29 protein-coding genes are annotated in these 23,472 nt (G+C 52.4%); 22 read left to right on the forward strand and 7 right to left on the reverse strand.

What is annotated here, in order from left to right:
- Positions 1 to 102 precede the first annotated feature (102 nt).
- The 3 genes from ric to modB all read left to right on the forward strand — a co-directional run bounded on the left by ric (position 103) and on the right by modB (position 2,286).
- Complete coding sequence (gene ric / locus M467_RS30415; protein ID WP_021068013.1) at positions 103 to 810, forward strand: iron-sulfur cluster repair di-iron protein; 708 nt, start codon at positions 103 to 105, stop codon at positions 808 to 810.
- 106 nt (positions 811 to 916) lie between these two features.
- On the forward strand, positions 917 to 1,648 hold the full coding sequence (gene modA, locus M467_RS30420) for a molybdate ABC transporter substrate-binding protein (protein ID WP_021068014.1): 732 nt from the start codon (positions 917 to 919) through the stop codon (positions 1,646 to 1,648).
- Positions 1,645 to 2,286 (forward strand): molybdate ABC transporter permease subunit, encoded by a 642-nt coding sequence (gene modB / locus M467_RS30425; protein WP_021068015.1) that lies wholly within the window; start codon positions 1,645 to 1,647, stop codon positions 2,284 to 2,286. Before modA ends, modB begins: the two co-directional genes overlap by 4 nt.
- Here modB and M467_RS30430 read toward each other — a convergent pair.
- A complete protein-coding gene (locus M467_RS30430; RefSeq protein WP_021068016.1) occupies positions 2,283 to 2,654 on the reverse strand; it encodes a DUF3221 domain-containing protein in 372 nt (123 codons plus the stop codon). The two genes, modB and M467_RS30430, sit on opposite strands and share 4 nt — an antisense overlap.
- Before the next feature lie 134 nt (positions 2,655 to 2,788).
- Between M467_RS30430 and M467_RS30435 the strand changes: the two genes are divergently transcribed.
- From M467_RS30435 to M467_RS30465, 7 genes are all read left to right on the forward strand, one after another.
- Complete coding sequence (locus M467_RS30435) at positions 2,789 to 3,916, forward strand: MFS transporter (RefSeq protein WP_021068017.1); 1,128 nt, start codon at positions 2,789 to 2,791, stop codon at positions 3,914 to 3,916.
- Positions 3,897 to 4,184 carry a hypothetical protein gene (locus M467_RS30440; RefSeq protein ID WP_021068018.1) on the forward strand — a complete coding sequence of 96 codons (288 nt, stop codon included), beginning with the start codon at positions 3,897 to 3,899 and terminating at the stop codon, positions 4,182 to 4,184. The genes M467_RS30435 and M467_RS30440 overlap by 20 nt, the downstream gene beginning before the upstream one ends.
- Entirely contained in the window at positions 4,177 to 6,423 is a 2,247-nt protein-coding gene (locus M467_RS30445) for a molybdopterin oxidoreductase family protein (protein WP_021068019.1), read from the forward strand. The genes M467_RS30440 and M467_RS30445 overlap by 8 nt, the downstream gene beginning before the upstream one ends.
- Positions 6,420 to 6,962, forward strand: a complete 543-nt coding sequence (locus M467_RS30450; protein ID WP_021068020.1) for a 4Fe-4S dicluster domain-containing protein — start codon at positions 6,420 to 6,422, stop codon at positions 6,960 to 6,962. The genes M467_RS30445 and M467_RS30450 overlap by 4 nt, the downstream gene beginning before the upstream one ends.
- 20 nt (positions 6,963 to 6,982) lie before the next feature.
- The gene (locus tag M467_RS30455; RefSeq protein WP_021068021.1) at positions 6,983 to 7,489 is read left to right on the forward strand and encodes a QcrA and Rieske domain-containing protein; all 507 of its coding nucleotides are present in this window, start codon (positions 6,983 to 6,985) and stop codon (positions 7,487 to 7,489) included.
- The gene (locus M467_RS30460) at positions 7,479 to 7,682 is read left to right on the forward strand and encodes a hypothetical protein (protein WP_021068022.1); all 204 of its coding nucleotides are present in this window, start codon (positions 7,479 to 7,481) and stop codon (positions 7,680 to 7,682) included. The genes M467_RS30455 and M467_RS30460 overlap by 11 nt, the downstream gene beginning before the upstream one ends.
- 111 nt (positions 7,683 to 7,793) lie before the next feature.
- A complete protein-coding gene (locus M467_RS30465) occupies positions 7,794 to 8,486 on the forward strand; it encodes a Crp/Fnr family transcriptional regulator (protein ID WP_021068023.1) in 693 nt (230 codons plus the stop codon).
- On the opposite strand, the gene M467_RS30470 is transcribed toward M467_RS30465, so the two are convergent.
- Positions 8,487 to 8,999, reverse strand: a complete 513-nt coding sequence (locus M467_RS30470) for a hypothetical protein (RefSeq protein ID WP_021068024.1) — start codon at positions 8,997 to 8,999, stop codon at positions 8,487 to 8,489. It lies immediately after the preceding gene.
- A gap of 222 nt (positions 9,000 to 9,221) precedes the next feature.
- Between M467_RS30470 and M467_RS30475 the strand changes: the two genes are divergently transcribed.
- From M467_RS30475 to M467_RS30520, 10 genes are read left to right on the forward strand one after another with little or no spacing between them, the layout of a single operon-like run.
- Positions 9,222 to 10,538, forward strand: coding sequence for an MFS transporter (locus tag M467_RS30475; protein ID WP_021068025.1), 1,317 nt, complete (start codon positions 9,222 to 9,224; stop codon positions 10,536 to 10,538).
- 57 nt (positions 10,539 to 10,595) lie between these two features.
- Positions 10,596 to 11,603: a GTP 3',8-cyclase MoaA gene (moaA, locus tag M467_RS30480; protein ID WP_021068026.1), complete on the forward strand. Its 1,008-nt coding sequence runs from the start codon at positions 10,596 to 10,598 to the stop codon at positions 11,601 to 11,603.
- Positions 11,604 to 11,608: 5 nt separating this feature from the next.
- Positions 11,609 to 12,112, forward strand: a complete 504-nt coding sequence (locus M467_RS30485) for a MogA/MoaB family molybdenum cofactor biosynthesis protein (protein ID WP_021068027.1) — start codon at positions 11,609 to 11,611, stop codon at positions 12,110 to 12,112.
- Entirely contained in the window at positions 12,109 to 12,651 is a 543-nt protein-coding gene (locus tag M467_RS30490; protein WP_021068028.1) for a molybdenum cofactor guanylyltransferase, read from the forward strand. Before M467_RS30485 ends, M467_RS30490 begins: the two co-directional genes overlap by 4 nt.
- Positions 12,652 to 12,655: 4 nt before the next feature.
- A complete protein-coding gene (locus M467_RS30495) occupies positions 12,656 to 13,891 on the forward strand; it encodes a molybdopterin molybdotransferase MoeA (RefSeq protein WP_021068029.1) in 1,236 nt (411 codons plus the stop codon).
- On the forward strand, positions 13,867 to 14,343 hold the full coding sequence (mobB, locus tag M467_RS30500; protein WP_021068030.1) for a molybdopterin-guanine dinucleotide biosynthesis protein B: 477 nt from the start codon (positions 13,867 to 13,869) through the stop codon (positions 14,341 to 14,343). The genes M467_RS30495 and mobB overlap by 25 nt, the downstream gene beginning before the upstream one ends.
- Complete coding sequence (locus M467_RS30505) at positions 14,321 to 14,776, forward strand: molybdenum cofactor biosynthesis protein MoaE (RefSeq protein WP_021068031.1); 456 nt, start codon at positions 14,321 to 14,323, stop codon at positions 14,774 to 14,776. The genes mobB and M467_RS30505 overlap by 23 nt, the downstream gene beginning before the upstream one ends.
- The gene (locus M467_RS31535) at positions 14,773 to 15,000 is read left to right on the forward strand and encodes a MoaD/ThiS family protein (RefSeq protein WP_021068032.1); all 228 of its coding nucleotides are present in this window, start codon (positions 14,773 to 14,775) and stop codon (positions 14,998 to 15,000) included. The genes M467_RS30505 and M467_RS31535 overlap by 4 nt, the downstream gene beginning before the upstream one ends.
- Positions 15,001 to 15,003: 3 nt before the next feature.
- On the forward strand, positions 15,004 to 15,468 hold the full coding sequence (gene moaC / locus M467_RS30515; protein WP_021068033.1) for a cyclic pyranopterin monophosphate synthase MoaC: 465 nt from the start codon (positions 15,004 to 15,006) through the stop codon (positions 15,466 to 15,468).
- On the forward strand, positions 15,465 to 16,475 hold the full coding sequence (locus M467_RS30520; RefSeq protein ID WP_021068034.1) for a ThiF family adenylyltransferase: 1,011 nt from the start codon (positions 15,465 to 15,467) through the stop codon (positions 16,473 to 16,475). Before moaC ends, M467_RS30520 begins: the two co-directional genes overlap by 4 nt.
- Before the next feature lie 41 nt (positions 16,476 to 16,516).
- Here the strand turns inward: M467_RS30520 and M467_RS30525 are convergent, their stop codons facing one another.
- Entirely contained in the window at positions 16,517 to 17,533 is a 1,017-nt protein-coding gene (locus M467_RS30525; RefSeq protein WP_021068035.1) for a LysM peptidoglycan-binding domain-containing protein, read from the reverse strand.
- A gap of 278 nt (positions 17,534 to 17,811) precedes the next feature.
- On the opposite strand from M467_RS30525, the gene M467_RS30530 reads away from it, so the two are divergent.
- Complete coding sequence (locus M467_RS30530) at positions 17,812 to 18,561, forward strand: FixH family protein (protein ID WP_021068036.1); 750 nt, start codon at positions 17,812 to 17,814, stop codon at positions 18,559 to 18,561.
- A 30-nt stretch (positions 18,562 to 18,591) separates the two neighbouring features.
- Here M467_RS30530 and M467_RS30535 read toward each other — a convergent pair whose 3' ends face one another.
- Complete coding sequence (locus M467_RS30535) at positions 18,592 to 20,217, reverse strand: ABC-F family ATP-binding cassette domain-containing protein (protein WP_021068037.1); 1,626 nt, start codon at positions 20,215 to 20,217, stop codon at positions 18,592 to 18,594.
- 133 nt (positions 20,218 to 20,350) lie between these two features.
- Here M467_RS30535 and M467_RS30540 point away from each other — a divergent pair, with 133 nt between their 5' ends.
- Positions 20,351 to 20,962 (forward strand): stage II sporulation protein M, encoded by a 612-nt coding sequence (locus tag M467_RS30540; protein WP_021068038.1) that lies wholly within the window; start codon positions 20,351 to 20,353, stop codon positions 20,960 to 20,962.
- Between the two features lie 23 nt (positions 20,963 to 20,985).
- Here the strand turns inward: M467_RS30540 and M467_RS30545 are convergent, their stop codons facing one another.
- From M467_RS30545 to pepT, 3 genes are read right to left on the reverse strand one after another with little or no spacing between them, the layout of a single operon-like run.
- Positions 20,986 to 21,783, reverse strand: a complete 798-nt coding sequence (locus tag M467_RS30545) for a DNA/RNA nuclease SfsA (protein WP_158406030.1) — start codon at positions 21,781 to 21,783, stop codon at positions 20,986 to 20,988.
- The gene (locus M467_RS30550) at positions 21,711 to 22,157 is read right to left on the reverse strand and encodes an SACOL1771 family peroxiredoxin (RefSeq protein WP_021068040.1); all 447 of its coding nucleotides are present in this window, start codon (positions 22,155 to 22,157) and stop codon (positions 21,711 to 21,713) included. Before M467_RS30550 ends, M467_RS30545 begins: the two co-directional genes overlap by 73 nt.
- 55 nt (positions 22,158 to 22,212) lie before the next feature.
- Entirely contained in the window at positions 22,213 to 23,451 is a 1,239-nt protein-coding gene (gene pepT / locus M467_RS30555; protein WP_021068041.1) for a peptidase T, read from the reverse strand.
- Between the last annotated feature and the right edge of the window lie 21 nt (positions 23,452 to 23,472).

Raw genomic sequence — 23,472 nt, forward strand, 5'->3', positions numbered from 1 at the left:
AACGAGGCAATCCCGTTCACCTAAATGTGACGTATTTCACATTTTTGTCGTCAAACTCTTGCTACGCTAAACATGTCAAAACGAATATGGAGGTTATGACAGATGACACAGACATTCACGGGCGATACGCACGTATCTGAAATCGTCAAACAGTGCCCGCAAGCAGCAGACATCTTCAAACGGAACCGAATCGATTTTTGTTGTGGCGGCAACCGACCACTCGCTGAAGCGACTGACAAATCGAAACGGTCGACAGAAGATATTTTAGAAGAAGTCAATGCGCTCTATCAACGCAAGCAAGAGATGAACGAGAAGAGCATCGATTGGGATGCCGCTTCTTCTTCGGAATTGATTGAGCACATCATTTATAAGCACCACCAGTTTTTGACGGACGAATTGCCTCAGCTCACACCATATGTGACAAAAGTGTTCCGGGTTCACGGACAAAATCATCCGCACCTCGGTCGCATTCACCAATTGTTCAATCAATTGAAAGTGGAACTTGAACAACATATCGTCAAAGAAGAGACGGAAGACTTCCCGACGTTGCTTCGTCATGAGACGGCACCGACAGCTGAAACGAGACGGGAGCTTGATGACATTTTGGCTTCGCTCGAGTCAGAACATGCAGCAGCGGGTGACATCTTGAAAGAGCTTCGGCACATCACGAACGACTATACGCCGCCTGAAGGTGCGTGTGGGACGTATCGTCTTGTCTATCAACGGTTAGAAGCGCTCGAATCGGATACGTTCGAACATATTCATCTCGAGAACAACATTTTATTCCCGCGGGCGCGCACGTTCGCTTAATAAGGGCACACCTCTACTGACGTAGGGGTGTATTTTTGTGACGTTTGATACAGATGGGAGGCGAAGCAATCGCTACGATAAAAGAGAAGCAAAGGAGTGATCAATCATGAAACGGGTGAGTGGAGTCATCGTAGGGATGGCAGTCGCCTTATTACTAAGTCAAGTCTGGTCGAGTTCAGATTCGGAGGACACCGTTACCATCCTAGCAGCGGCGAGCTTAGGACCGGCTTTGGAAGAGGTCGAGCGACAACTTGAAGCGGAATTCGATGGGATTGATGTTCGGGTCGTGACGAACGGGAGCGGCGCTTTGCGAGCACAAATCAATCACGGGTCTCCGGCAGATATCTTTTTAGCCGCGAGCGTTGACGATGTCGACCGATTACAAATCCCGATTCTAGAGCGGGATATGTTCTTGCATAACGAATTGTGGCTCGTAACACCGAAAGGGAAACCGTGTGCGGAGACGTGGGACGACTTAAATACATGTGCTCGCATCGTCATCGGTGATCCGATCAATGTCCCGGCCGGTCGTTACGCAAAAGTGGCGCTCGAAGGGGAAGATGTGTGGGAGGAAGTGGAGCCGCGAGTCATGTTCGCCCAAAACGTGAGACAAGTGCTGACGCTCATCGAACAAGGTGACGCCAATGCGGGATTCGTTTATAAAACGGAACTCACGACGGACATCGAGTCGATTCAGTCGGTCCCATTTGAAGCGACGGGTGCGATTTCGTATCCGGCAGTTCGCTTAACGCATGATCCATACGTCCGCGATATCTATGCGCGTTTGTTTGATGATGAGATCCAAGCTCACTTTTTGGCGAAAGGATTTTCCAAATGATGCAATCTCCACTTCAACTCACATTCGAAGTCGGGATGGTGGCGACGGTGAGCGCCTTCGTCCTCGCCTTCGGAGCGGCCTATTTCATGCATCACCGTCAATTTAAAGGAAAGCGGCTGCTGGAGACAGTGTTTTTACTGCCGCTCATCTTGCCACCGACAGTGATCGGACTATACGCCTTGATGGTCCTCGGGAACAACGGGATCGGTGGGCTCTTGCCCGTCACCATCTTGTTCACCAAACAGGCGAACGTCATCGCGTCCGCCTTGGCCGCGTTTCCGCTCATCTACCAAACGATTCGTCTCGGGCTCAAACAACTCGATGCGGAATGGTATGAGGCCGGACGCGTGCTCGGTGGGTCAGAGCGTCAACTGTTCACTTACGTGACGATTCCACTGCTGCTACCTGCGTTGACGAGCGGTTTCGTCCTTGGTTTCGCACGGTCAATCGGCGAGTTCGGGATCACGATGATGATTGCCGGGAACATTCCGGGCGAGACGATGACACTTGCCACTGCGATTTATATGGCGACAATCAACGGCGATATGAAGCAAGCGCTCATCTGGAGTGGATGGTTGGTTGGCCTGGCGTTTTTAGTCCTATGGCTGAGCGAACGTTACGGCAAACGTCAATATTAGTCGATCACAGCGACTTTTTTCACATAAGACCGGTTCGGAGTATTCAAAATACTTGGGCCGGTCTTTTTCCAAATGTGGACGTGGTCCCCGACAGCGATTTGTTCGAACGTCGCCTTCACTTGAAACTTGAACCAACTTACGTCTTCCGGTTCACTTTGCGCGAAAAGAGTGTCAGGAGAGAGAGCGGCTTCTTCTGCAGTGATGCCGCTGATGACGAGAGCGGTGCGGTCAGACTCATTTATTTCAATCACATATCCTTCGACGTCTGGCTCGGTCGTCGCCCGGTTAGCGAAGACAAACCCGATGGAAAAGACGACGAGCATGGCCGCGATGGTGAGGAATAACATGATTTTGAATGATGATTTCATAAGGGAACGCCTCCTTCGTTCATTATTCTGTCACGTCTCGAATCGCTTATCTGTGAAAAAAGTAACAGTTAAGTCGAGATGTCATCTTTATGATGAAACTATGAAGTCGCTCGGAAAGAGAAGGGGGAACACATATGTCCGATCGTTATTTTTATTCGACCGCTGCAAAGCGGTCGTTCGTAGGATTCACCGCCTTGGTGCTCTCGACGTGGGTCGCGTCGGCAGGATTTGAGCACGTGGACATGGCGTTGTTCGGCTACTATATCGCCGCCGTCATTTGCATGATTGGGATGGTCGTTCGTTTGACGTTATTCTTTGCACGGCCGGCCACTTCGCAAGTATTGAAGAGGAGCTTTAAACAAATGAAGGCAGAAAAGAAACGGGCCGGTAAAGCCGTCGCCACGACAACTGTCAATAACATCGTCTTACAGAAGTTCATCTGGGAACGTGGCTGGTACCGCTGGACCCAACATATGTTGATCGCCTGGGGATGCCTCGGGTCGTTCGCCATCACGTTCGGCTTGACGTTCCAATGGATGCGCTTTGATTTGATTGATATTGAGACGTATCAAATCGTCGTCTTCAACATCCCGACCATCAAAATGGCCGCGCATGGGTTGTTCGCCGAGCTTGTCTACAACGGCTTGAACATCACCGCGCTCATGTTGCTCGTCGGCGTGCTCATGGCACTCTATCGCCGGATTAACGACCAGGACGTGAAAGTGACACAGCGGTTCGAATTTGATATTTTACCGCTCCTCATGTTGCTCATCGTCACCGTATCAGGTCTCTTGTTGACCGTGTCGTACGTATTCTTCGGCGGCTTCATTCATCATGAACTCGCCTTGTTCCATCAATTGACCGTCATCATCTTTTTATGCTACTTCCCGTTCGGTAAACTGTTCCACTTGCCAGTCCGACCGATGGCAGCCAGCGTACCGATGAACTACCGGGAAGTCGAAGCGGATGAGACGCGTGTCTGCGCTGGGTGTGGCACACGCTATGCAACGGACAATCAAGTCGAGGACGTCCAAGCGATTTTACAAGCACAGACGATTCAGCTCGGACTCAGTGACGGGACCCAGCTGTCGGATTACTGCCAACCGTGTCGACGTTCGATGCGTGTGAAGATGCAGTTGAACTTGATGAATGGACAGTTGTCGACGCACCCGGTCGATACGAATACCGGCATGTCGATGCCAGGGTTCGGCCGGCCGAAGGAGACGAAAGATGAGGCAAAAGATGAGACACCTGTGCGTTAAATGCGGAGAACCGACCGGGACGCTTGAAGAAATCGAGCAAGTAAAACAAATGCTCGAAGGGTCGGACCAACTCGTGAAAGTCGATGCGGCACATACGGTCCAAGATCTCTGTCACGCCTGTCGTCGTCGGGCCCGGCTCGATTCGGCGCTCGGGCGGCCAGGAAGTGACGGGATGCATTATCCGCTTCAAACGATTAACGGCTATCACGTCAGTGGATTTTCAAAACGAAGAGCGGAGACGTTCTATGGAGGGGAAGACGATGAGTGACTTTTTAACGTCGCCAGAAGTACAGAACTTAATCAAACCTGGTGAGAAACTGATTACGACCCATTGTTGCTACTGCGGGATGCAGTGCGGCATGCATATCCGGGTCGATGAGAAGACCGGGGCCGTCAAAGGCGTCGAACCACGCTACGATTTCCCGGTGAATAAAGGCAAGCTTTGTCCGAAAGGCGTCACGGCCTATCAAACGATTGAGCATCCGGACCGTATCCTCACACCGCTCATCAAGCGGAATGGCAAGTTTGAGAAAGCGACATGGGACGAAGCGCTCGACGTGATCGAAGCGAACTTTAAACGGATTCAACGAGAGCACGGAAAGGATGCGGTGTCTGTCTTCGGCGGCGTCTCGATGACGAATGAGAAATGTTACCTCGTCGGTAAGTATGCGCGGGTCGCACTCGGCACACGATTCATCGACTATAACGGCCGCTTCTGTATGTCATCTGCTGCCGGCGGTTTCTTAAAGACACTCGGGATTGACCGCGGGGCGACGCTCCCGTGGACGGAGTTCGAGCATGTCGACACGTTCTTTGTCGCCGGTTCGAATATCGCCGAATGTCATCCGACGACGACGCAGCATATTTGGAAAGCGAAGGACAAAGGCGCGAAAATCATCGTCGCCGATCCGCGTGAGATTCCGATGGCGCGTGTCGCCGATGTCCACCTCGATTTGAAACCGGGGACGGATGCGGCGCTTGCGATGGGACTGCTCAACTTTTTAGTCGAACACGATTATGTCGATCAAGCGTATGTGGATGAGCGTTGCGATAACTACGAAGAGTTGAAGGCGTCGGTCCGTGACTGGACGCTCGAACGGACGAGTGACGTGACGGGGATTGCTATCGAAAAACTTGAAAAGGCAGGCCACATTTACGGAAAGAGCCCACGGTCGGTCATGTTGTTTGCCCGTGGTGTCGAACAACAGTCAAAAGGCGTCGACAACGTCTCGCTCTACACGTCGATGGCACTTCTGCGCGGCATGGTCGGAAAATTCGCCTCGGGTGTCGCTACGATGACCGGGCAAGGGAATGGCCAAGGCGGACGGGAACATGGACAAAAAGCCGATTTGTTACCGGGCTACCGGAAGTTAACTGACCCGAAAGCCGTCGAATATGTGAGCGGTGTCTGGGGGATTGATCCTTCTGAGATGCCAAAACCAGGTGTGTCTGCATTCGAAATGTTCGATGAGATTCAAGCGGGAACGATTCGGGCGATGCACCTCATGTGTTCGAATCCAGCCGTCTCGGCACCGAACCTACCGTATGTGTGGGACAGTTTCAATAAGCTCGATTTCTTCGTCGTCAGCGACTTCTTCATGTCAGAATCTTGCGAGTTCGCGGACGTCGTTTTGCCGGCTTGTTCGTGGGCCGAAGATGAAGGGACGACGACGAACCTAGAAGGACGCGTCATTCGGATCCGGAAAGTGCGCGAACCGCTCGGAGACTCGCTCCCAGACTGGGAAATCATGAAGCGAATTGCTGAACGGATGGGGCGCGGACGGTACTTCCCGTACGAGACGGCGCGTGACATTTGGGAGGAGTTCCGCATCGCGACAAAAGGTGGAGCGGCCGACTACTCTGGGATCACGTGGGAGCGAATCGACGACGAATATGGTGTCTTCTGGCCGTGTCCGTCTGAAGACCATCCGGGCACACCGACGATGTTCAAAGAACGGTTTGGGACAGCAAACGGGAAAGCGAATTTGCCCGTCGTCACGTATCGACCGGCCGGCGAATATGCGAATGAAGAATATCCGGTCACGCTCACGACGGGCCGTGTCGTCTTCCATTACTTGTCGGGCAACCAGACGCGTCGTGTCGATTTCTTGAGCACGATGTCAAAATTGCCGTTCGTGGAGATTCATCCCGAGCTCGCCTCAAGTTATGGCCTACAAACGGGTGACAAAGTCGAACTGCGGACACGCCGCGGAGCGATGGTCGTCGAGGCGCGTTTGACGAAGGCGATTCGAAACGATACCGTCTTTGTCCCTTACCATTGGGGCAAAGAGCTCGCCATCAATCAATTGACGAATCCGTGTCTCGATCCGATGTCACGCATGCCTGAGTTCAAAGTATGTGCGGTTCAATTGAAGAAGTTACCGGCGAATACGCCGCTGCACATTAACCCGTTGACGGTGCCACTCGGTTCGAGCGTACCGTTCATGGCGGACCATGCGATTGCGACGAGCTGTCACGTCATGGATGAGGAGGTTCATACGAAATGAATAAAGTCATGTATTTAGAATTTGAACGCTGTATCGGCTGTCGAGCTTGCCAGGCCGCTTGCCGGGAATGTGGCGATCATGACGGACTTGAGCGCAACTACGTGGACTATATCGATTTCTCGGAGAATCGTCAGACGTTCCCGATGATCTGTATGCAATGTAAAAATCCAGCTTGTGCTCAAGTGTGTCCGGCCAATGCGATTCAAATCACGCCAGAAGGTGTCGTCTTATCGGCTTCCGAAGAAAAATGTATCGGCTGCCGGAACTGTACGTTCGCCTGTCCTTTCGGAATTCCGAAGTTCGATTTTGAGAAGAACAAGATGTATAAATGCGACATGTGTTACGACCGCTCCAAACATGATATCGCGCCGATGTGTGCGTCAGTTTGTCCGTCAGATGCGATTCGTTTCATTGACCATGACGAGATGATGCAACTGCGTCGTCAGCGCGTCCAAATGAACATGATTGAAGGGAAAAAACCTTCACAAGACGATAAATGGAATTACGTCCCTGAATTCTTTGGCGTCTATTCCGACTGAGACAGAAAGGAAGATGACTTATGTCGAAAGATTCAAAAGAGCGGGAACGGTTATCCGCACTTGTCGATAACTTGAGTCGGGCCGATGATGTGAAACTGAATCGACGGGCCTTCATCAAATCGACGTTTGGGGCCGGCATCGCGCTCGGTCTCGCGACGGTCCCGTTTAATATCGCGACTTTCGTCCGCAGTGCACCGAGAACCGATCGTCAGTTCATCACGACGGTCGCGGCGCTTGAGCGCGGGAAATCACTCGAATTCGAATATCCGGGCACGGAACCATCGTTGCTTGTTCATTTAAAGACCGGTGAGTTCGTCGCCTATAACAACAAATGTACACATCTGCAGTGTCCTGTGTTTTATGTAGAGGAAGAAGATGTGCTCCTCTGCCCATGCCACCGCGGCTACTTCGGTCTGGATGGACAGCCGCAAGCGGGTCCGCCACAACGGGAGCTTCCTAAAATCCTACTGGAGATTGAGAATGGGAAAATCTTTGCGGTCGGAAGAGAGATTCATCATGGGGCGTAACGGTTGGAGTTTAATCGGACTGGTCGTGTTGCTCGCGACGAACATGGTGCTGTTGCAATATACAATTGAGAGCTATATGGTGTATGATCATGCCTCGATGCGACTATATATGGCCATCGCCATCATCAATGTCGGATTGATCGCCTTATTATATCGATATTGGAAAAAAATTGAATATCGTACGAAAGAATAGTCGTCCCCTTGAAACGCTTCCAAATGTTGATTGCGTTTCGAGGGGGTTTGTGTTTAGAATGAAGGCAAGCTTTCATATGGTGCAACGTGTTTTTAAGGAAGGTCGGTGGAAATGGCTCATTCAAGTAAATCGATGGTGCTCGAGGAAACAAAAAAATTGGCACATCGAATCATTCATGTCCCAAAAGGCGGGTTTCTGTTCCGGGAACAAGAAGACGCATCCGAATTTTATATTGTAAAGAGTGGACTAATCCAAATTTCGAAATTGACGGAAAATGGAAAAGAATTGACGTTACGTTGTTTAAGCGCTGAGGCTTGTTGCGGAGAATTGACGTTGTTCGCAATCGATCCGAAATATCTGTTTAACGCGAAAGCGTTAGAAGACAGTGAAATTTATGCGGTCAAAATCGAACGGATTGAAACGATGATTTTGTCATCGAATCCCGAGTTCGTCCGCGAGTTCATGATTATGATTAACGAACATATGCGGAAGCAGCATACGAAATTTAGAGACTTGGTGTTGAACGGGAAGAAAGGGGCGCTTTATTCGACGCTCATTCGCATGGCGAACAGCTATGGGGTGGAAGTCGAAGGTGGCATTCTCATCGACTTGAAACTGAAAAATCAAGAGCTCGCCAACTATTGCGGAACGTCGCGCGAACGCGTGAACCGCATGTTGAACGAGCTCGCCCAAGAGGGGATTTTGTCGCTCCCGTCTCGTCAAATCATCATTCATGACCTCGACCGCTTGAAACAGCTCAACCATTGTGAGGACTGTCCCATTTCAGTCTGTGTCATCGATTGATCACATCACGGCGGCAAGTGATAGCTCGCCCTCGAAATGTTCTAACCCATCGGCCTCGATTGTACAGGCCGATACATAAAAATCGCCATCTTCCATCAACTCGTAAGACCGAAGTACTCCTTCGGCTAGCTTGACCCCGTTAGCACGGACTTCGACGACGACACCTTCCATCGAGCGAACGCGCGCTGCGGACAAAAAGTCCAGCCAACGTTTGAAGTGGCGATAGACGGTGACCACCGTCCCGTCCCCTAGGTAGCCGATGACCGCCTGGGTATCATCGATCGTCACGTCGTGGTTTGTATCGATTCGGACAAGCAAGTCATGCAGGGCTTGCAGTTCTTCCATCGGACTTTCCAGTGGGAACGTGACGGTGATGCCCGTCTCCGTGAACGCCGCTTCGGCAATCGAGACACCGAAGACGCGGAACACATGGGCCCCATCTTGACTGAAGAAATATGGCTGCAGCGCCAAACGAGCCTCGGATGCGCAATGAATTTGAATAAGATGTGACACAGTTATCCCTCCTCTATTCCTTACGATAAGGAATCGGGGAGGGTTTTTCTGTGTTCAATGTCACAGAACCGAAAGAAAGGCGATTTTGTCACAGATTGATGACAAGCCGATAAAAAAACTCAACATGCGAAATAAGTGTGAAAGAAGGCACACTTTTTTAAGGGAGGGGTCGATAGGATGGGATTAGGATACGAATTGAACCGTTTAGAGGAGGAATAGACAATGCAACAATTAGACAAAGGGTCGCATGCACTCGCCGAGTGGAAGCCAGAGGACGTGGGGTTCTGGGAAGGGACGGGGAAACAAGTCGCCAATCGCAACCTACTTGTCTCAGTCCCGGCCCTGACGCTTGCGTTCATCGTTTGGCAGATGTGGTCGGTCGCGGCCGTCCAATTGAATTCGATTGGATTCAGCTTTACTCAAGGCCAATTATTCACGTTGGCCGCACTGCCTGGACTTGTCGGGGCGTCGTTGCGCTTTTTCTACACGTTTGCGAACAGTATATTCGGCGGGCGGAACTGGACGATCTTCTCGACGTCGATTTTGTTGTTGCCGCTCCTTGGTATCGCCTACGCCGTGCAAAACGTCAACACACCGTATTGGGTGTTCATGATTTTGGCCGCTCTTTGCGGACTAGGTGGGGGGAACTTCTCGTCGTCAAACGCCAATATCGGTGCGTTTTATCCGAAAGCGAAAAAAGGGACGGCGCTTGGGATTAACGGAGGCATCGGGAACTTGGGCGTCTCGCTCGTTCAATTGATCACACCGCTTGTCATCACGACGAGTATATTCGGATTCATTGGCGGCAACGCCCTCGTGACTGAGACCGGGCAACAGATTTGGCTCCAAAACGCGGCGCTGCTTTGGGTCGTGCCGACCATCATATTGACAGTCTGTGCCTACTTGTTCATGGATAACTTACCGACGGCACGCCAATCGATTCGAGAACAGGCGAGCGTGTTCAAAGACAAGCACTTTTGGATTCAAACGTTGCTCTACACGGCGGCCTTCGGTTCGTTCATCGGATATGCCGCTGCGTTCCCGATGATTTTGAAATTAAAGTTCCCTGAATCGGACTTGTTGGCACTCGCCTTCCTTGGTGCGTTCCTCGGCGCTTCCTCACGTCCATTCGGAGGTTGGATTAGTGATAAGGTCGGAGCGGCCAAAGTGACATTGGTCGTGTTCGGTGTCATGGCGCTCGGGACGATGAGTGTCATCCTGGCCATCACGAACGACAACTTGACGATGTTTTTCATCTCGTTCGTCGTTCTGTTCATCGCGACCGGACTCAACTCCGGTGCGACGTTTGCGATGATTCCCCACGTGTTTGTGGCAACGAAGACACCGGCCGTCGTCGGATTCTCGGCAGCGTTTGCCGCTTACGGCGCCTTCTTCATTCCGAAAATGTTCGGCTGGTCGCTCGAACTCGTCGGTTCGTTCAATGGCGCGTTGTTCGTCATGCTCGGACTCTACGCGATTTCAATCGTCACTACAATTTATTACTATTTGCGGAACGGTGCTGAAAAGCCGATTCGCTGACTTTTGGGAAGGGACTTAGGAGGTCCCTTCTGTCGTTGATAGAAAGGATGAACCCACATGACACCATGGACCGATCGTCGGAGACGACCGTTGGAAGATTTGCGTATCTCGGTGATTGATAAATGTAACTTCCGATGCCGGTACTGCATGCCTGAAGAAGCGTTTCGCCACCACCAATTTTTAAAGCGAGATGAGTTGTTATCATTCGATGAGATTGAGCGATTCGTTCGGATTATCGCTCCGCATGGCGTGAAAAAAGTACGCTTGACCGGAGGCGAACCGCTACTTCGAGCGAATCTCGATGAGTTGATTCGCCGCCTGCGGGCGGTCACGACCATCGAGACGATCGGGTTGACGACGAACGGCGTCTATTTAGAACGGATGGCGAAGGCGTTGAAGCAAGCCGGGCTTGACCGGGTCAATGTGAGTCTAGACGCTTTATCAGCCGAGACGTTTGGGATGATGAACGGGCGCGGGACGTCGCCCGAGACGGTGTTACGAGGCATCGATGAGGCGAAACGACAAGGGCTCGAGGTGAAAGTGAACATGGTCGTCCGGAAAGGTTGGAACGATCATGAAGTCGCCCCGATGGCCGCTTATTTTAAAGAACGGAACATCACGCTCCGTTATATCGAGTTCATGGACGTCGGCACAGCGAACGAGTGGAACGTTGAACATGTCGTATCGTCTGAATCGATTCTCGGCGTGTTGCGCCAACAGAACGGCTTGCTCGAACCACTTGCTCCCGAGGCGCTCGGGGAGGTGGCCAAACGTTACCGCTACGATGATGGAGCAGAAGTTGGTTTTATCTCTTCGGTCAGTCAACCGTTCTGCGGGACGTGCACACGAGGCCGGCTATCGAGCGATGGCAAATGGTATACGTGCCTGTTCGCGGAAGAAGGGACAGATATTCGCGAGCTGCTTCGCAGCGGAGCGAGTGACGACCTCATCGCGATGACGTTAAAAATGGTATGGGAAGTGCGCGACGATCGCTATTCGGAAGAACGATCACGAAATGGGAACCGGACACGCAACCGGATTGAAATGAGTTACATCGGAGGGTGAAGACCATGCAGACACACAATCACGTACATGAAAATACAAAGCGTGTCCGGGCCGCGATTTTAACAATCTCGGATACACGCACGCTCGATACGGACGTTTCGGGAGAACATATTTGCTCATTGTTAAAAGCAGAGGCCCACACAGTCACATACCGTGAAATCACGAAAGATGATCCGATAGAAATTGAGGCGGCCGTCAGACGAATGGTTGATGAGAAGATGGATGTCATCTTGACGACCGGTGGGACGGGAATTACGAAGCGCGATGTCACCATCGAGACGATTCGACCACTGCTCGACCGGGAGATGGTCGGCTTTGGCGAGTTGTTCCGTCACGTCAGCTTCACGGACGACATCGGACCGGCCGCGATGTTGTCGCGCGCTCTCGCCGGACGTATCGGGGATACAATCATCTTCTCGATGCCAGGGTCACGGGGCGCCGTCGACTTGGCGATGACCCGTTTGATTCTCCCCGAGCTCTCGCACATCGTCTGGGAAGCGACGCGATGATCGGCATCGTTTTGGCGGGCGGCCAATCGCGTCGGTTCGGCTCCCCTAAATGGCAAGCTCGCTACAAAGACGCCTCGTTTGAAGAACGAGCAAGGAACATCCTTGCCACGACGACGGCGACCCAGTGGAGCGTCGTTCCGGCCGGACAGTCGACGACCCCATATCAACTCGAAGACGACACGGAATGGCGAGGCATGGGCCCGATCGCAGGCATCGTCACCGTCATGCGGCACGTTACGAGTGATTGGTACGCCGTCTGTGCGTGCGATACGCCCTTGGTGCCAGCAAGTGTTTATGAACGCCTAGCGATGGAGCGAAGAGATCAACCGGTCGTCGTCTACGCCGACAATCGAATTCATCCGCTCATCGCCCTCTATCCACGGGCGATGGAATCGCAGTTTGTGGCTGCCTTACATCGAGGTGAACGGGCGGTCATGCCTCATTTGACCGAGGCGACCATCGTCTCGTTCGAAGAACGGGATTGGTTTAAAAATGTGAATACGCCAAATGATTATGAAGCACTGCTCGGAAGGAAGTGAAGTGATGGAGAAGGGATCGACCCTATTTCGAAAGCCGCTCGCCGTCGACGAGGCGATTGCACTCGTCGAAGAAACGTCGGGACGAGCCAAGACGGAAACGGTGCCATTGTATCGAGCGCACGGAAGAATTTTAGCGATGGACCTCGTCGCGACGCATGACGTTCCAGCGTTCGATAAATCACCGTATGACGGCTTTGCCGTCCAGTCCGCGGACTTGTTGACTGCGAGTCGCGACGAACCGGTGACCTTGCCTGTTCAATACGTGCAGGGAGCTGGACACGTCGGAGAACCGCTATGTGCTGGCCAAGCGATTCGCATCATGACCGGAGCTAAAATCCCAGACGGGGCGGATGCGATTGTCATGCTCGAGCTCGTGCAAGCAGATGAACGAGTCGTGACGTTCAAACGACCGGCCCGTGATGCCAATATCTCCTATCGCGGAGAAGATGTGGCGATGGGGACGAATATCGTTGACCGAGGTACCCGCATCAATCCGGGCGTGATCGCCTTGCTCGCGACGTTCGGCTACGAACAAGTTGACGTGTACGTGAAACCGCACATCACCGTGTTCGCGACCGGAGACGAGCTCGTCGAACCGGGACGCAAGAAAGGCGACGGTCAAATTTATAATTCGAATGCGTATATGATTCTTGCTCAGATCGAGGAGCTCGGTGGCACAGCGACATATGGCGGCATCTTGCCGGATACGTTCACTTCGACGAAGCGGGCGGTCGAAGAAGCGCTTCAGTCGAGTGATGCCATCGTCACGACAGGCGGGGTATCGGTCGGCGATTTCGATTATTTGCCCGATGTGTACGATGCGCTCGGAGCGACAGTACTGTTCAATAAAGTCGGGATGCGGCCAGGGTCCGTCACGACAGTCGCGCACCTCGAAGGTCGGCTGTTATTCGGATTATCTGGCAATCCGTCGGCCTGCTTCGTCGGCACGGAACTATTTGTCGGGACGTATATGAAGACGTTATTCGGGCAAGCAGAGCGTCCGGTCGTCGAAGCGACGCTTGGTGCTGATTTCCCGAAAGCAAATCCGTTTGACCGATTTGTACGTGGACATATAACAATCGACGCGGTCGGACAGGCGGTCGTTCATCCGAGTGGTAAAGATAAATCGGGAATCGTCTCTTCGCTCGCGACGTGCAATGCATTGATTCATTTGCCGGGCGGGACGAGAGGGTTTCAGAAGGGGGACACGGTGCGATGTCGAATCATCGATCAGCTTTGATTTTACAAGTGGTCGGCTATCAAAATAGCGGCAAGACATCGCTCGTTTCTGATTTGACAGCGCGGTTGTCGGCGAAGGGTCTCCGTGTCGGCGTCATCAAACATCACGGTCATGGAGGAGCAATCGACGTACCGATGTCGGACTCGCATCGTCACGCCTTGGCGGGTGCGGTGTTATCGAGTGTGATTGGTGAAGACAGCACGTTCATCGAATGGCAAGCTGGTGACACGTTCGAACTACTCTTGAACTTGTATGAGGCTCATGTCGACATCTTACTCATTGAAGGTTATAAGCAAAAAGATTATCCGAAAGTGGTGCTCGTGCGAGACGGACAGGAACAACCGATTGGTTTGACGAACGTCATTGCACGCGGAGATGCCATGGCAGACCGGGCACGCTTGCTGGATATGGTAGAAAGGTGGATGGCAGATGAAGTGGTATCAAGTAAATGAACATCCGCTCGAGCCGATGGCACTTTACGAAACGGTCCGACATCGAAATGTCGGGGCGGTCGTGCTCTTTATCGGAACGGTGCGGGAAATGACCGGTTCTAAACAGACTGAGCTTCTCGAGTACGAATCGTACGTACCGATGGCGGAGAAGATGCTCGAGCAAATCGGGCATGAAGTCTCAGAACGATGGCCTGGTGCGTTGACAGCCATCCATCACCGAATTGGACGTCTCGATATCCTAGATGAAGCAGTCGTCATCGCGACGAGCTCTTCCCATCGAGCCGACGCGTATGAAGCAAATCGCTATGCTATCGAACGGATCAAAGAGATTGTCCCGATTTGGAAACGGGAGCACTGGACCGACGGCACGAAATGGATTGGTGACCAAAAAGAACAATTACCCGGACGCCCGGAAGGAGTGACGTACTCATGATAGAAGTATTATGTTTTGCCCATGTGGCAGAGGAGCTCGCGATGCGGTCTTACACGGTATCGGCACCGACGACAATCGCTTCGTTGCGGGAAGGGTTGATGGAACGTGGCGTATCGGGAGCGGAACGTCTCATGTTCGCGGTCAATGAACGTTATGAGACAGATGATTACATGATTGAAGACGGAGACACGGTCGCCGTCATTCCGATGGTGAGCGGAGGGTAAACGATGGAATTAACACATATGAACAATCAAGGACGGGCGCAGATGGTCGATGTATCCGGGAAAGTAGAGACGACACGGACGGCTCGGGCCCGTACGTCGGTTGAACTGAGTCGTGAACTCAAACAGCTCATCACAGACGGCAGTCTTGCAAAAGGAGATGTGCTCGCCGTCGCCCAAGTGGCTGGCATCATGGCCGCTAAAGAGACGAGCCGCATCATCCCAATGTGTCACCCGCTCGCCTTGAAAAAAGTCGACTTGACGTTCGAGTGGGACGGGACGCAGCTCATCATCGAGGCGTTCGTGAAGACGAAAGGTGATACCGGTGTCGAGATGGAGGCGTTGACGGCCGCGTCCGTCGCCGCCTTGACCGTGTACGACATGACAAAAGCCGTCGATAAAGGGATCGTCATCGGACCGACGTATCTGCTCGAGAAACAAGGTGGGAAGTCAGGGGATTACGTCCGATGACACACGTCTCGAAGCGCTATGCGCGGCAGGCCCGGTTCCACGGCATCGGAGCGGAGGGCCAAGAACGTCTGATGGAGAAACGGGTGCTCGTCGTCGGTCTCGGTGCGCTCGGTGCGGCCGTAAGTGATCAGCTTGTGCGGGCCGGTGTCTCGCTTGTCCTCGTCGACCGGGATTATGTCGAGGTGACAAACTTACAGCGACAAACGCTTTACGTAGAACAGGATGCGCTCAGTGAGACGCCAAAAGCGATTGCCGCGCTCGAACGTCTACGGGCCATCAACTCGGACATCGAGTTAGACGCGCAAATCGTCGACGTCTCGTGGGATTGGCTTCGCGCCTTGCCTCACGTCGATCTCGTCTTGGACGCAACAGATAATGTCGAGACACGGCTGTTGTTAAACGATTTCGCACTCGATCGCGGCATTCCGTTCTTGTTCGCCTCGTGCGTCGGGGCGTACGGCATGAACTACACGGTGATGCCGGGAGAGGCCCCATGTCTTCGCTGCCTCATGCGTCACTTACCACTAGCTGGACAGACGTGTGCGACAGCGGGAGTGGTGGCACCGATTGTACAACACGTGGCAAGTCGTCAAGTCGTCGAGGCGTTGAAGTTTTTGACGGGTCGTCCTGAAAAGATGGAACGTCGGCTCTTGATTGAAGACATGTGGGAAAATCAGTCGCAGCGACTCGATGTCGCGCGGCTCATCGACGTGTCTTGCCCGTCTTGTCAGACGCATGACTATCCGAGCCTTGTGTCAAATCGACAGCAGACGTCGCTTCTATGCGGACGTGACGTCGTTCAAGTCCGTCGGTCCATCGAAGGACTGGCCCCAATCGCCAATCTGCTCGAACGTGCTGACATTGCGGTGAAGCGAACACCGTTCACGTTAGAATGGCGCTGGCGGAATCATCGGATGCTCTTATTCAAAGACGGCCGTGTACTCGTCCACGGGGTCAATGACGCGCATGTCGCGGTCGCGATGGTCGATGAATGTCTTGGCACATAAAAGAAGTGTCCGCGGAATGTATGGCGGACACTTCTTTTTGGTTAGCGCGGAATTGTAAGCACTTGTCCGACGTAAATCAAGCTCGTGTTCGTAATATTGTTGGCTGCGGCAATCTTGGCGACGGTCGTGTTATACAGCGTTGCAATCTTATAAAGCGTGTCGCCCGATTTGACGGTGTACTTCACTGTGGTCGGAGTTGTTGTCGTACCAGGGATGACGAGCACTTGTCCGACATAAATCAAATTGTAGTTTGTGATTTTATTGGCGGCGGCGAGGGCAGAGACGGTGACGCCATAGGCGCGAGCGATGCTATAGAGGGTATCACCTGATTTGACGGTATACGTTTTGGCAGTCGAAGTAGAACGATAAGCAAGGAGTTGGGAGACGGTGACGAATTTATAGCCCTTCGCTTTCAATTGCGAAATCATCGTCGGCAAGGCGAGCGGTGTGCCCGGAGCGCCAGCACCGGTGTGCATCAAGACGATTGAGCCAGGTTTGATATTCGCTTGAACTTTCGTATTGATTTGGCTTGCAGTGACGCCTTTCCAGTCTACTGTGTCGATGTTCCATTGAATCGTGTAGCCGTAGCCTGCTGCACCGACCCCGCTCAACACGGCGCTGTTAACGGCGCCGAATGGGGCCCGGAAAATTGGTTTTGTTGTTTTACCGGTAATCGATTTGACTTTTGCTTCTGTCCGATCGAGTTCTGATTTCATTTGCGTGGCGGTCAACTTCGTGAAGTCTGGATGGGTATACGAGTGGTTACCGAGTTGGTGACCTTTAGCGGCGATGTTTTTGATGTATTGAGGATGGTTATTGGCGCCCGATCCAGTCAAAAAGAAAGTGGCTTTGACATTGTTCTTGGCAAGTATGTCCAAAATCTTATTCGTATTCGCACCATCCGCTCCGTCATCGAACGTCAACGCGACGACTTTACTCGTCGTGCTCACGCTCGTAATGAATTTCGAAGCAGCGGCATCGGCCGATTTTGGATAAGCGACTAACGGTGCCAACATGATCAACAAGGCCATCAATACACGTACAAACTTGCTCTTCATTTTGGTTTCGCCTCCATTCTGGGGTGTATGTATCTTGATGTTAAGGCTTTCCATATATTGAGCTGTGTATATATTTTATATACCCCCTTTTGATGGCAAACACCGTCCAATCCTAAAAATAGGCAAAGGATTTTTTGGATAATATCTCTCAAAATTTGTGTTCAATTTATGAGTGACAAACGTGGCAAATCTCACACAATCCTCACACATTTCCTAAAAAAGGGTGCTATCATGAACAATGTGTGAAGAATGTAAGCGATTGAATAGGGGGATTCAACATGAACAACATGATAAAACGGTTTGGCGTGACGTTTGGGCTTGTCGGTCTATTCGTTCTCGGGGCATGCGGGACAGATGAGGCAACAAAAAGTGCCGAGACCGCACCGTCGATGGAGCCAGTAGAGGCAGAATTGAACGTACCGGCGACAGCCGACAAAGACGAGGCAGTCACGTTGGCGGTTCGCGTCACGCAAGACGGGAAAGCGGTCGATGACGCCGACGAGATTAAGTTCGAAGTCTGGAAAAATGGTGCCAAGGAAGCGAGCGAGACGACCGAAGCGGCGCTCACAGAAGACGGAGTGTATGAGGCGGAGACAACGTTCTCCGATGAAGCGGTCTACACGGTACAAGTGCACGTGACTGCTCGATCGATGCACACGATGCCGACGACGAACGTGACGGTCGGTCATCCGGAGACAGCGGCTGAAGCCGAGGCCGAGGAAGATCATCATAACCATGCCGGAGCGGACATCGTCCTTGATCCGACGCAAGCTGTCGCCAAGGAAGTCCAATCGTTTACAGTCAACGTCGAGATTGAGCATGAGGCGTTGACGGGTGCGGACGTTCAGCTCGAAGTGTTCAAAGACGGAGCGGACAAGCACGACTGGGTCAAGCTTGATGAAACGGAAGGCGGAAGCTATGCAGGTGAGCATACGTTCCCTGAGGCCGGTACGTACAATGTCCAAGTCCATGTGACAAAAGGCCACGACATCCATGAACACATCATGGAGACCGTCGAGGTCAAATAAAAAACGATCGGCCGCGGCCGATCGTTTTTCTTATGCGTTCTGGTAGAGTGATTCGACTTGTTGTTGAAGCGATTCGTTCTCGAGGAACTCGTCATACGTCGCTTCTTTGTCGACGATCCCGTTCGGCGTCACTTCGATGATGCGCGTGGCAATCGTCGAGATGAGCTGATGGTCATGCGAGCTGAAGAGGAGTACGCCTTTAAACGTCTCGAGACCGTTGTTGAGCGCCGTAATCGACTCGAGGTCCAAGTGGTTCGTCGGATCGTCAAGAACGAGGACGTTCGAGTTCGAGAGCATCATTTTCGAGAGCATGCAACGCACTTTCTCGCCCCCTGAGAGGACAGACGCTTTCTTCATGACTTCTTCGCCTGAGAAGAGCATACGACCGAGGAAGCCGCGAAGGAACGTATCCGACTCGTCTGCTGGTGAGAACTGGCGTAACCAATCCAAGATGCTCTTATCCGAGCCTTCGAAGTATTCTGAGTTGTCTTTCGGGAAGTAAGACTGTGTCGTCGTGACGCCCCATTTGATTGTACCTGTGTCAGGCTCCATCTCACCCATGATGATTTTGAAGAGTGTCGTGATGGCGACGTCCGAACGGCCGACGAATGCGACTTTGTCCGTCTTGTTCAGTGAGAACGTGACGTTGTCGAGTACTTTGACGCCATCGATTGTTTTCGAGACGTTGTCGACGTAGAGTACGTCATTCCCGATTTCGCGCTCCATCGAGAAGCCGACGAACGGATAACGGCGTGATGATGGACGGATATCGTCGAGCGTGATTTTATCGAGCAACTTCTTACGCGACGTCGCTTGACGCGCCTTCGAGGCGTTCGAGCTGAAACGGGCGATGAAGTTTTGAAGTTCTTTGATTTTCTCTTCTTTTTTCTTGTTCTGGTCGTTGGCCATACGTGAAGCAAGTTGGCTCGACTCGTACCAGAAGTCGTAGTTCCCGACGTACAATTGAATCTTACCGAAGTCGAGATCGGCCATGTGCGTACATACTTTGTTCAAGAAGTGACGGTCATGGGATACGACGATGACGGTGTTCTCGAAGTTGATTAAGAACTCTTCGAGCCATTGAATCGCTTTAAGGTCAAGACCGTTCGTCGGCTCATCGAGGAGAAGAATGTCAGGTTTGCCAAACAATGCTTGCGCAAGGAGAACTTTAACTTTCTCGCCACCTGTGAGCTCACTCATGAGCTTGTGGTGTGACGCGTCCGTGATGCCGAGTCCTTGAAGGACCATGGCAGCTTCTGATTCGGCTTCCCAACCGTTCATCTCAGCGAATTCGCCTTCGAGTTCAGCAGCGCGCATACCATCTTCGTCAGAGAAATCTTCCTTCATATAGATGGCGTCTTTTTCTTTCATGACTTGATACAAGCGCTCGTGGCCCATGATGACCGTCTCGAGTACCGCTTGATCTTCGTACGCATAATGGTCCTGTTTAAGGACAGCGAGGCGTTCGCCAGGCGAGAAGCTGACGTCACCTGTCGTCGTGTCTTGCTCACCGGCAAGAATTTTTAAGAATGTTGACTTCCCGGCGCCGTTCGCACCGATCAAGCCGTAACAGTTGCCTGGTGTGAACTTGATGTTCACGTCTTCGAACAACTTGCGTCCACCGAATTGGAGACTTACGTTATTTACTGTAATCATGTATAGGATCCCTCGTTTTTCTGATTAGTTTACGACGTGTATTGTATCACGTTTTTTGAAAACGCGCAGTCGTGGGTAAAAATGAAACAAACAGCAACCTGATTCGTATAGAGAATAAAAGGGGGAATCAGTCATGAAAACAACGCTCCCGCTGAAAGAAGCGTGGTCGAACTATTATCGTAGAGATTTCTTCCGTCTATGGGTCATTTTCCTCGTGACGGGTATCGGGTCGTATTTCTTGTTTCGATCGTTCATCGCACCCGATCAAATAGACGAGATTTTAGCGCAGCTCGGAGATACGTTTGAATCGAGGGGCTTGACGTTCGATTCGAGCGCCCATGAGACGATGATTGCCTTGTTCGTGAACAATACGCGTGTCACGCTGTTCGCCTTCCTGCTCGGGATGATTCCACTCTTCATCCCGTACGTGTTCGTCGTCATCAACGCCGCGGTCATCGGGCTGGTCGCCATGCTCGTTGGGTTTGCCGGCGAATCCGTGATTCGGGTCATCGTGCTCGGCATTTTACCCCACGGTGTCACGGAGATATCGGCCATCTTACTCGGAGCGGCGATGGGATTATCGCTCAACCGTTACGTGTGGAAGAAACTGCGCGGGAAAGAGACGGACGTCACGTTCAAGGCGCTATTTGTGGCAGGCGTGAAGATGTTTCTCTTCATCGCGGTGCCGCTCCTCGCCATTTCGGCCGTCATCGAGGCATACGTGACCCCACTGTTATTACAGTAAAAAAGCCATCAGCGATGGCTTTTTTACTTGAAATGATTCGTTGTCTCAACACATCGGATCAAACGAATCCCTTCTCTGGACAGTTCGCCGTTCACTTGCCAAATTTCTAATCCATTCGTGATCGCATCGCGAATCAGCTGACGAATCCGCGCGTCTTGTTTCCGGTTCGGGTTGCCGGTGAAGACGGGCGCATCATATAAAAAGACATACAGCAGGACGGCCCGTTTGGTTGCAGGCAACGTCGCAATCAACGTCTCGAGATGGCGAATTAATCGATCGGTCTCGATCGGTCTCGTCACCGCACGGCGTTCAAAGCGGGGGAGAGGCGTCACGAACAACTCGGTGAGTGGTGCCTTCACTTCCATATAGACACCATCAACTTTGAAATCGAGTCGTGACGTGCCAATGACTTGCTCGCGTTCCACATGTTTCGAGTAAGGAAAGACCGGTAATGCGTCCGTGTTCAAACAATACGCGACGAAATCGTTGGCGCGACCTTGATGAATCCCAATCCATTGTCGGTCTGTATCAATCGAGATGGCTTCTACTGTGAAGGCGGTGTTCCGTCGCGGATCGTTCGTTGTCGAGATGAGGCAAGGCACCCCGTCAAAGACGAGGTCACCGATGCGGCCTGTGACCGGACAGTGGCAGGCGACGACGGTGTCGCCGATCAATACATCCATCACGAACCGATTGCGTCGTTTCAATATGATGCCTTCTTGCAGGTCTAGTGCGAAGCGATACATCGTCAGTCGACGCGTGTGACCGTCGTGCTGAGCTCGAACGTGACGTTGCCGGCCAAGGCGCGTGAAATCATGCAACCGTCCTTGGCTTTCTTGGCGATCCGTTCGACGAGCGTGATATCACGGTCTGTGGCATCTGTCGGCACGTTGATGCGGGTCGTGTAGCGAATCGTCTCATACGTGAAGACACCGTTCGTCACGTCGACGATGCCTTCGGCGTCAATCGTGATTCCGCTATGTGGCAGTTCGCTTCGCCCGAGCATAGCCGCGAGCGTGATGATATAGCAGGTCGCCGCAGCACCGAGCAACATCTCATCGGGGTTCGTCCCGATGCCCGGACCATCCATTTCCGGGGGAATCGAGATTTGTGTCTTTAACCGTTCGGCCTCAATCGTTCCGACGTCGTTGCGTCCGCCGGTCCAGTCGAGGTTCATTTGAAACGTATGCTTCATAAAAAATCGCCTCCAATGTCTCTATTCTAGAAGAGAACGATTGGAGGCGCATGTGTTATGCTCGCGCGCGTTCAGCGAACGTGCGGAGCGTCTGGATGATGACGTGGGTCGCTTTTTCCATGTTGTTGACGGAGACGTACTCGAACTTGCCGTGATAGTTCTCGCCGCCCGTGAAGATGTTCGGGGTCGGGAGTCCCATATACGACAGTTGCGAACCGTCCGTCCCACCGCGAATCGGTTCGATTTTCGGTTCGATTCCAAGTTCGCGCATGACGTCGGCGACCGTATCGACAATGTGTTTCACTGGCTCGATTTTCTCGGCCATGTTGTAGTATTGGTCGTCCATTTTTAAGTCAACGCGCGCTTCGCCGTACTTCTGTTTCCATTCGACGACGAGCTTTTCAAGCAACGCTTTGCGCGCCTCGAACTTCGTGCGATCGTGATCGCGGATGATATATTGCAGCGTCGTCGTCTCCACGTCGCCAGAGAAGCCGTTCAGATGGAAGAAGCCTTCGTAGTCGCTCGTATGCTCTGGGGCCTCATCAGCCGGAAGGCGGTTGTGGAATGCCATCGCCAATTTCATCGAGTTGACCATCTTGTTTTTGGCACTGCCCGGGTGCACGTTCGTCCCATGGAACGTGACCGTGGCACCAGCGGCGTTGAAGCTCTCATATTGGAGTTCGCCGAGGGGACCGCCGTCCATCGTATAGGCGAAGTCGGCGTTGAAGCGAGCGACGTCGAACTTGTGAGGGCCGCGTCCGATTTCTTCGTCCGGTGTGAAGGCGATTCGGACCGGTCCGTGCGGAATCTCCGGATGGGCCAATAAGTATTCGACCGCAGTGACGATTTCGGCCATACCGGCTTTGTCATCGGCACCGAGCAAGGTCGTGCCGTCTGTCGTGATGAGCGTATGTCCGACGTAGCCGTCGAGCTCCGGGAAGTCACGCGGCGACAAGATGACTTGGAGCGCCTCGTTCAAGACTATATCGCCACCCTCGTAATGTGCGACGAGTTGCGGGTTGACGTTCGTCCCGGTGAAGTCGGTCGCCGTATCGACGTGGGCAAGTAAGCCGATCGTCGGTACATCATGGTCGACGTTACTCGGAAGTGTCGCGAACAAGTAACCGTACTCATCCGTCTCGACGTCCTCGAGCCCGATTGCTTTCAATTCGGTCTCGAGATGGCGAATCAAATCCCATTGTTTCGCCGTCGACGGAGTCGTCTCACTCGTGAAGTCGGACTGTGTATCAATTTTTGTATACGTGATTAAACGTTCAATCAATTTCGATTGCATGGTCTGCCTCCTCTGATGAAT

This window comes from Exiguobacterium chiriqhucha RW-2, assembly GCF_000416965.1.
GTDB classification, from domain to species: domain Bacteria; phylum Bacillota; class Bacilli; order Exiguobacteriales; family Exiguobacteriaceae; genus Exiguobacterium; species Exiguobacterium chiriqhucha.

What these genes read in the sequence shown, in the direction of transcription:
- M467_RS30525 (WP_021068035.1), bottom strand. Translation starts at nt 17,533, where the DNA reads ATGAAGAGCAAGTTTGTACGTGTATTGATGGCCTTGTTGATCATGTTG.
- M467_RS30460 (WP_021068022.1), top strand. Translation starts at nt 7,479, where the DNA reads ATGGGGCGTAACGGTTGGAGTTTAATCGGACTGGTCGTGTTGCTCGCG.
- M467_RS30485 (WP_021068027.1), top strand. Translation starts at nt 11,609, where the DNA reads ATGCAGACACACAATCACGTACATGAAAATACAAAGCGTGTCCGGGCC.
- pepT (WP_021068041.1), bottom strand. Translation starts at nt 23,451, where the DNA reads ATGCAATCGAAATTGATTGAACGTTTAATCACGTATACAAAAATTGAT.
- M467_RS30475 (WP_021068025.1), top strand. Translation starts at nt 9,222, where the DNA reads ATGCAACAATTAGACAAAGGGTCGCATGCACTCGCCGAGTGGAAGCCA.
- M467_RS30535 (WP_021068037.1), bottom strand. Translation starts at nt 20,217, where the DNA reads ATGATTACAGTAAATAACGTAAGTCTCCAATTCGGTGGACGCAAGTTG.
- M467_RS30490 (WP_021068028.1), top strand. Translation starts at nt 12,109, where the DNA reads ATGATCGGCATCGTTTTGGCGGGCGGCCAATCGCGTCGGTTCGGCTCC.
- M467_RS31535 (WP_021068032.1), top strand. Translation starts at nt 14,773, where the DNA reads ATGATAGAAGTATTATGTTTTGCCCATGTGGCAGAGGAGCTCGCGATG.
- M467_RS30440 (WP_021068018.1), top strand. Translation starts at nt 3,897, where the DNA reads ATGAGACACCTGTGCGTTAAATGCGGAGAACCGACCGGGACGCTTGAA.
- M467_RS30540 (WP_021068038.1), top strand. Translation starts at nt 20,351, where the DNA reads ATGAAAACAACGCTCCCGCTGAAAGAAGCGTGGTCGAACTATTATCGT.
- M467_RS30530 (WP_021068036.1), top strand. Translation starts at nt 17,812, where the DNA reads ATGAACAACATGATAAAACGGTTTGGCGTGACGTTTGGGCTTGTCGGT.
- modB (WP_021068015.1), top strand. Translation starts at nt 1,645, where the DNA reads ATGATGCAATCTCCACTTCAACTCACATTCGAAGTCGGGATGGTGGCG.
- M467_RS30445 (WP_021068019.1), top strand. Translation starts at nt 4,177, where the DNA reads ATGAGTGACTTTTTAACGTCGCCAGAAGTACAGAACTTAATCAAACCT.
- M467_RS30495 (WP_021068029.1), top strand. Translation starts at nt 12,656, where the DNA reads ATGGAGAAGGGATCGACCCTATTTCGAAAGCCGCTCGCCGTCGACGAG.
- M467_RS30435 (WP_021068017.1), top strand. Translation starts at nt 2,789, where the DNA reads ATGTCCGATCGTTATTTTTATTCGACCGCTGCAAAGCGGTCGTTCGTA.
- M467_RS30450 (WP_021068020.1), top strand. Translation starts at nt 6,420, where the DNA reads ATGAATAAAGTCATGTATTTAGAATTTGAACGCTGTATCGGCTGTCGA.
- M467_RS30455 (WP_021068021.1), top strand. Translation starts at nt 6,983, where the DNA reads ATGTCGAAAGATTCAAAAGAGCGGGAACGGTTATCCGCACTTGTCGAT.
- moaA (WP_021068026.1), top strand. Translation starts at nt 10,596, where the DNA reads ATGACACCATGGACCGATCGTCGGAGACGACCGTTGGAAGATTTGCGT.
- M467_RS30465 (WP_021068023.1), top strand. Translation starts at nt 7,794, where the DNA reads ATGGCTCATTCAAGTAAATCGATGGTGCTCGAGGAAACAAAAAAATTG.
- M467_RS30550 (WP_021068040.1), bottom strand. Translation starts at nt 22,157, where the DNA reads ATGAAGCATACGTTTCAAATGAACCTCGACTGGACCGGCGGACGCAAC.
- modA (WP_021068014.1), top strand. Translation starts at nt 917, where the DNA reads ATGAAACGGGTGAGTGGAGTCATCGTAGGGATGGCAGTCGCCTTATTA.
- mobB (WP_021068030.1), top strand. Translation starts at nt 13,867, where the DNA reads ATGTCGAATCATCGATCAGCTTTGATTTTACAAGTGGTCGGCTATCAA.
- ric (WP_021068013.1), top strand. Translation starts at nt 103, where the DNA reads ATGACACAGACATTCACGGGCGATACGCACGTATCTGAAATCGTCAAA.
- M467_RS30520 (WP_021068034.1), top strand. Translation starts at nt 15,465, where the DNA reads ATGACACACGTCTCGAAGCGCTATGCGCGGCAGGCCCGGTTCCACGGC.
- M467_RS30505 (WP_021068031.1), top strand. Translation starts at nt 14,321, where the DNA reads ATGAAGTGGTATCAAGTAAATGAACATCCGCTCGAGCCGATGGCACTT.
- moaC (WP_021068033.1), top strand. Translation starts at nt 15,004, where the DNA reads ATGGAATTAACACATATGAACAATCAAGGACGGGCGCAGATGGTCGAT.
- M467_RS30430 (WP_021068016.1), bottom strand. Translation starts at nt 2,654, where the DNA reads ATGAAATCATCATTCAAAATCATGTTATTCCTCACCATCGCGGCCATG.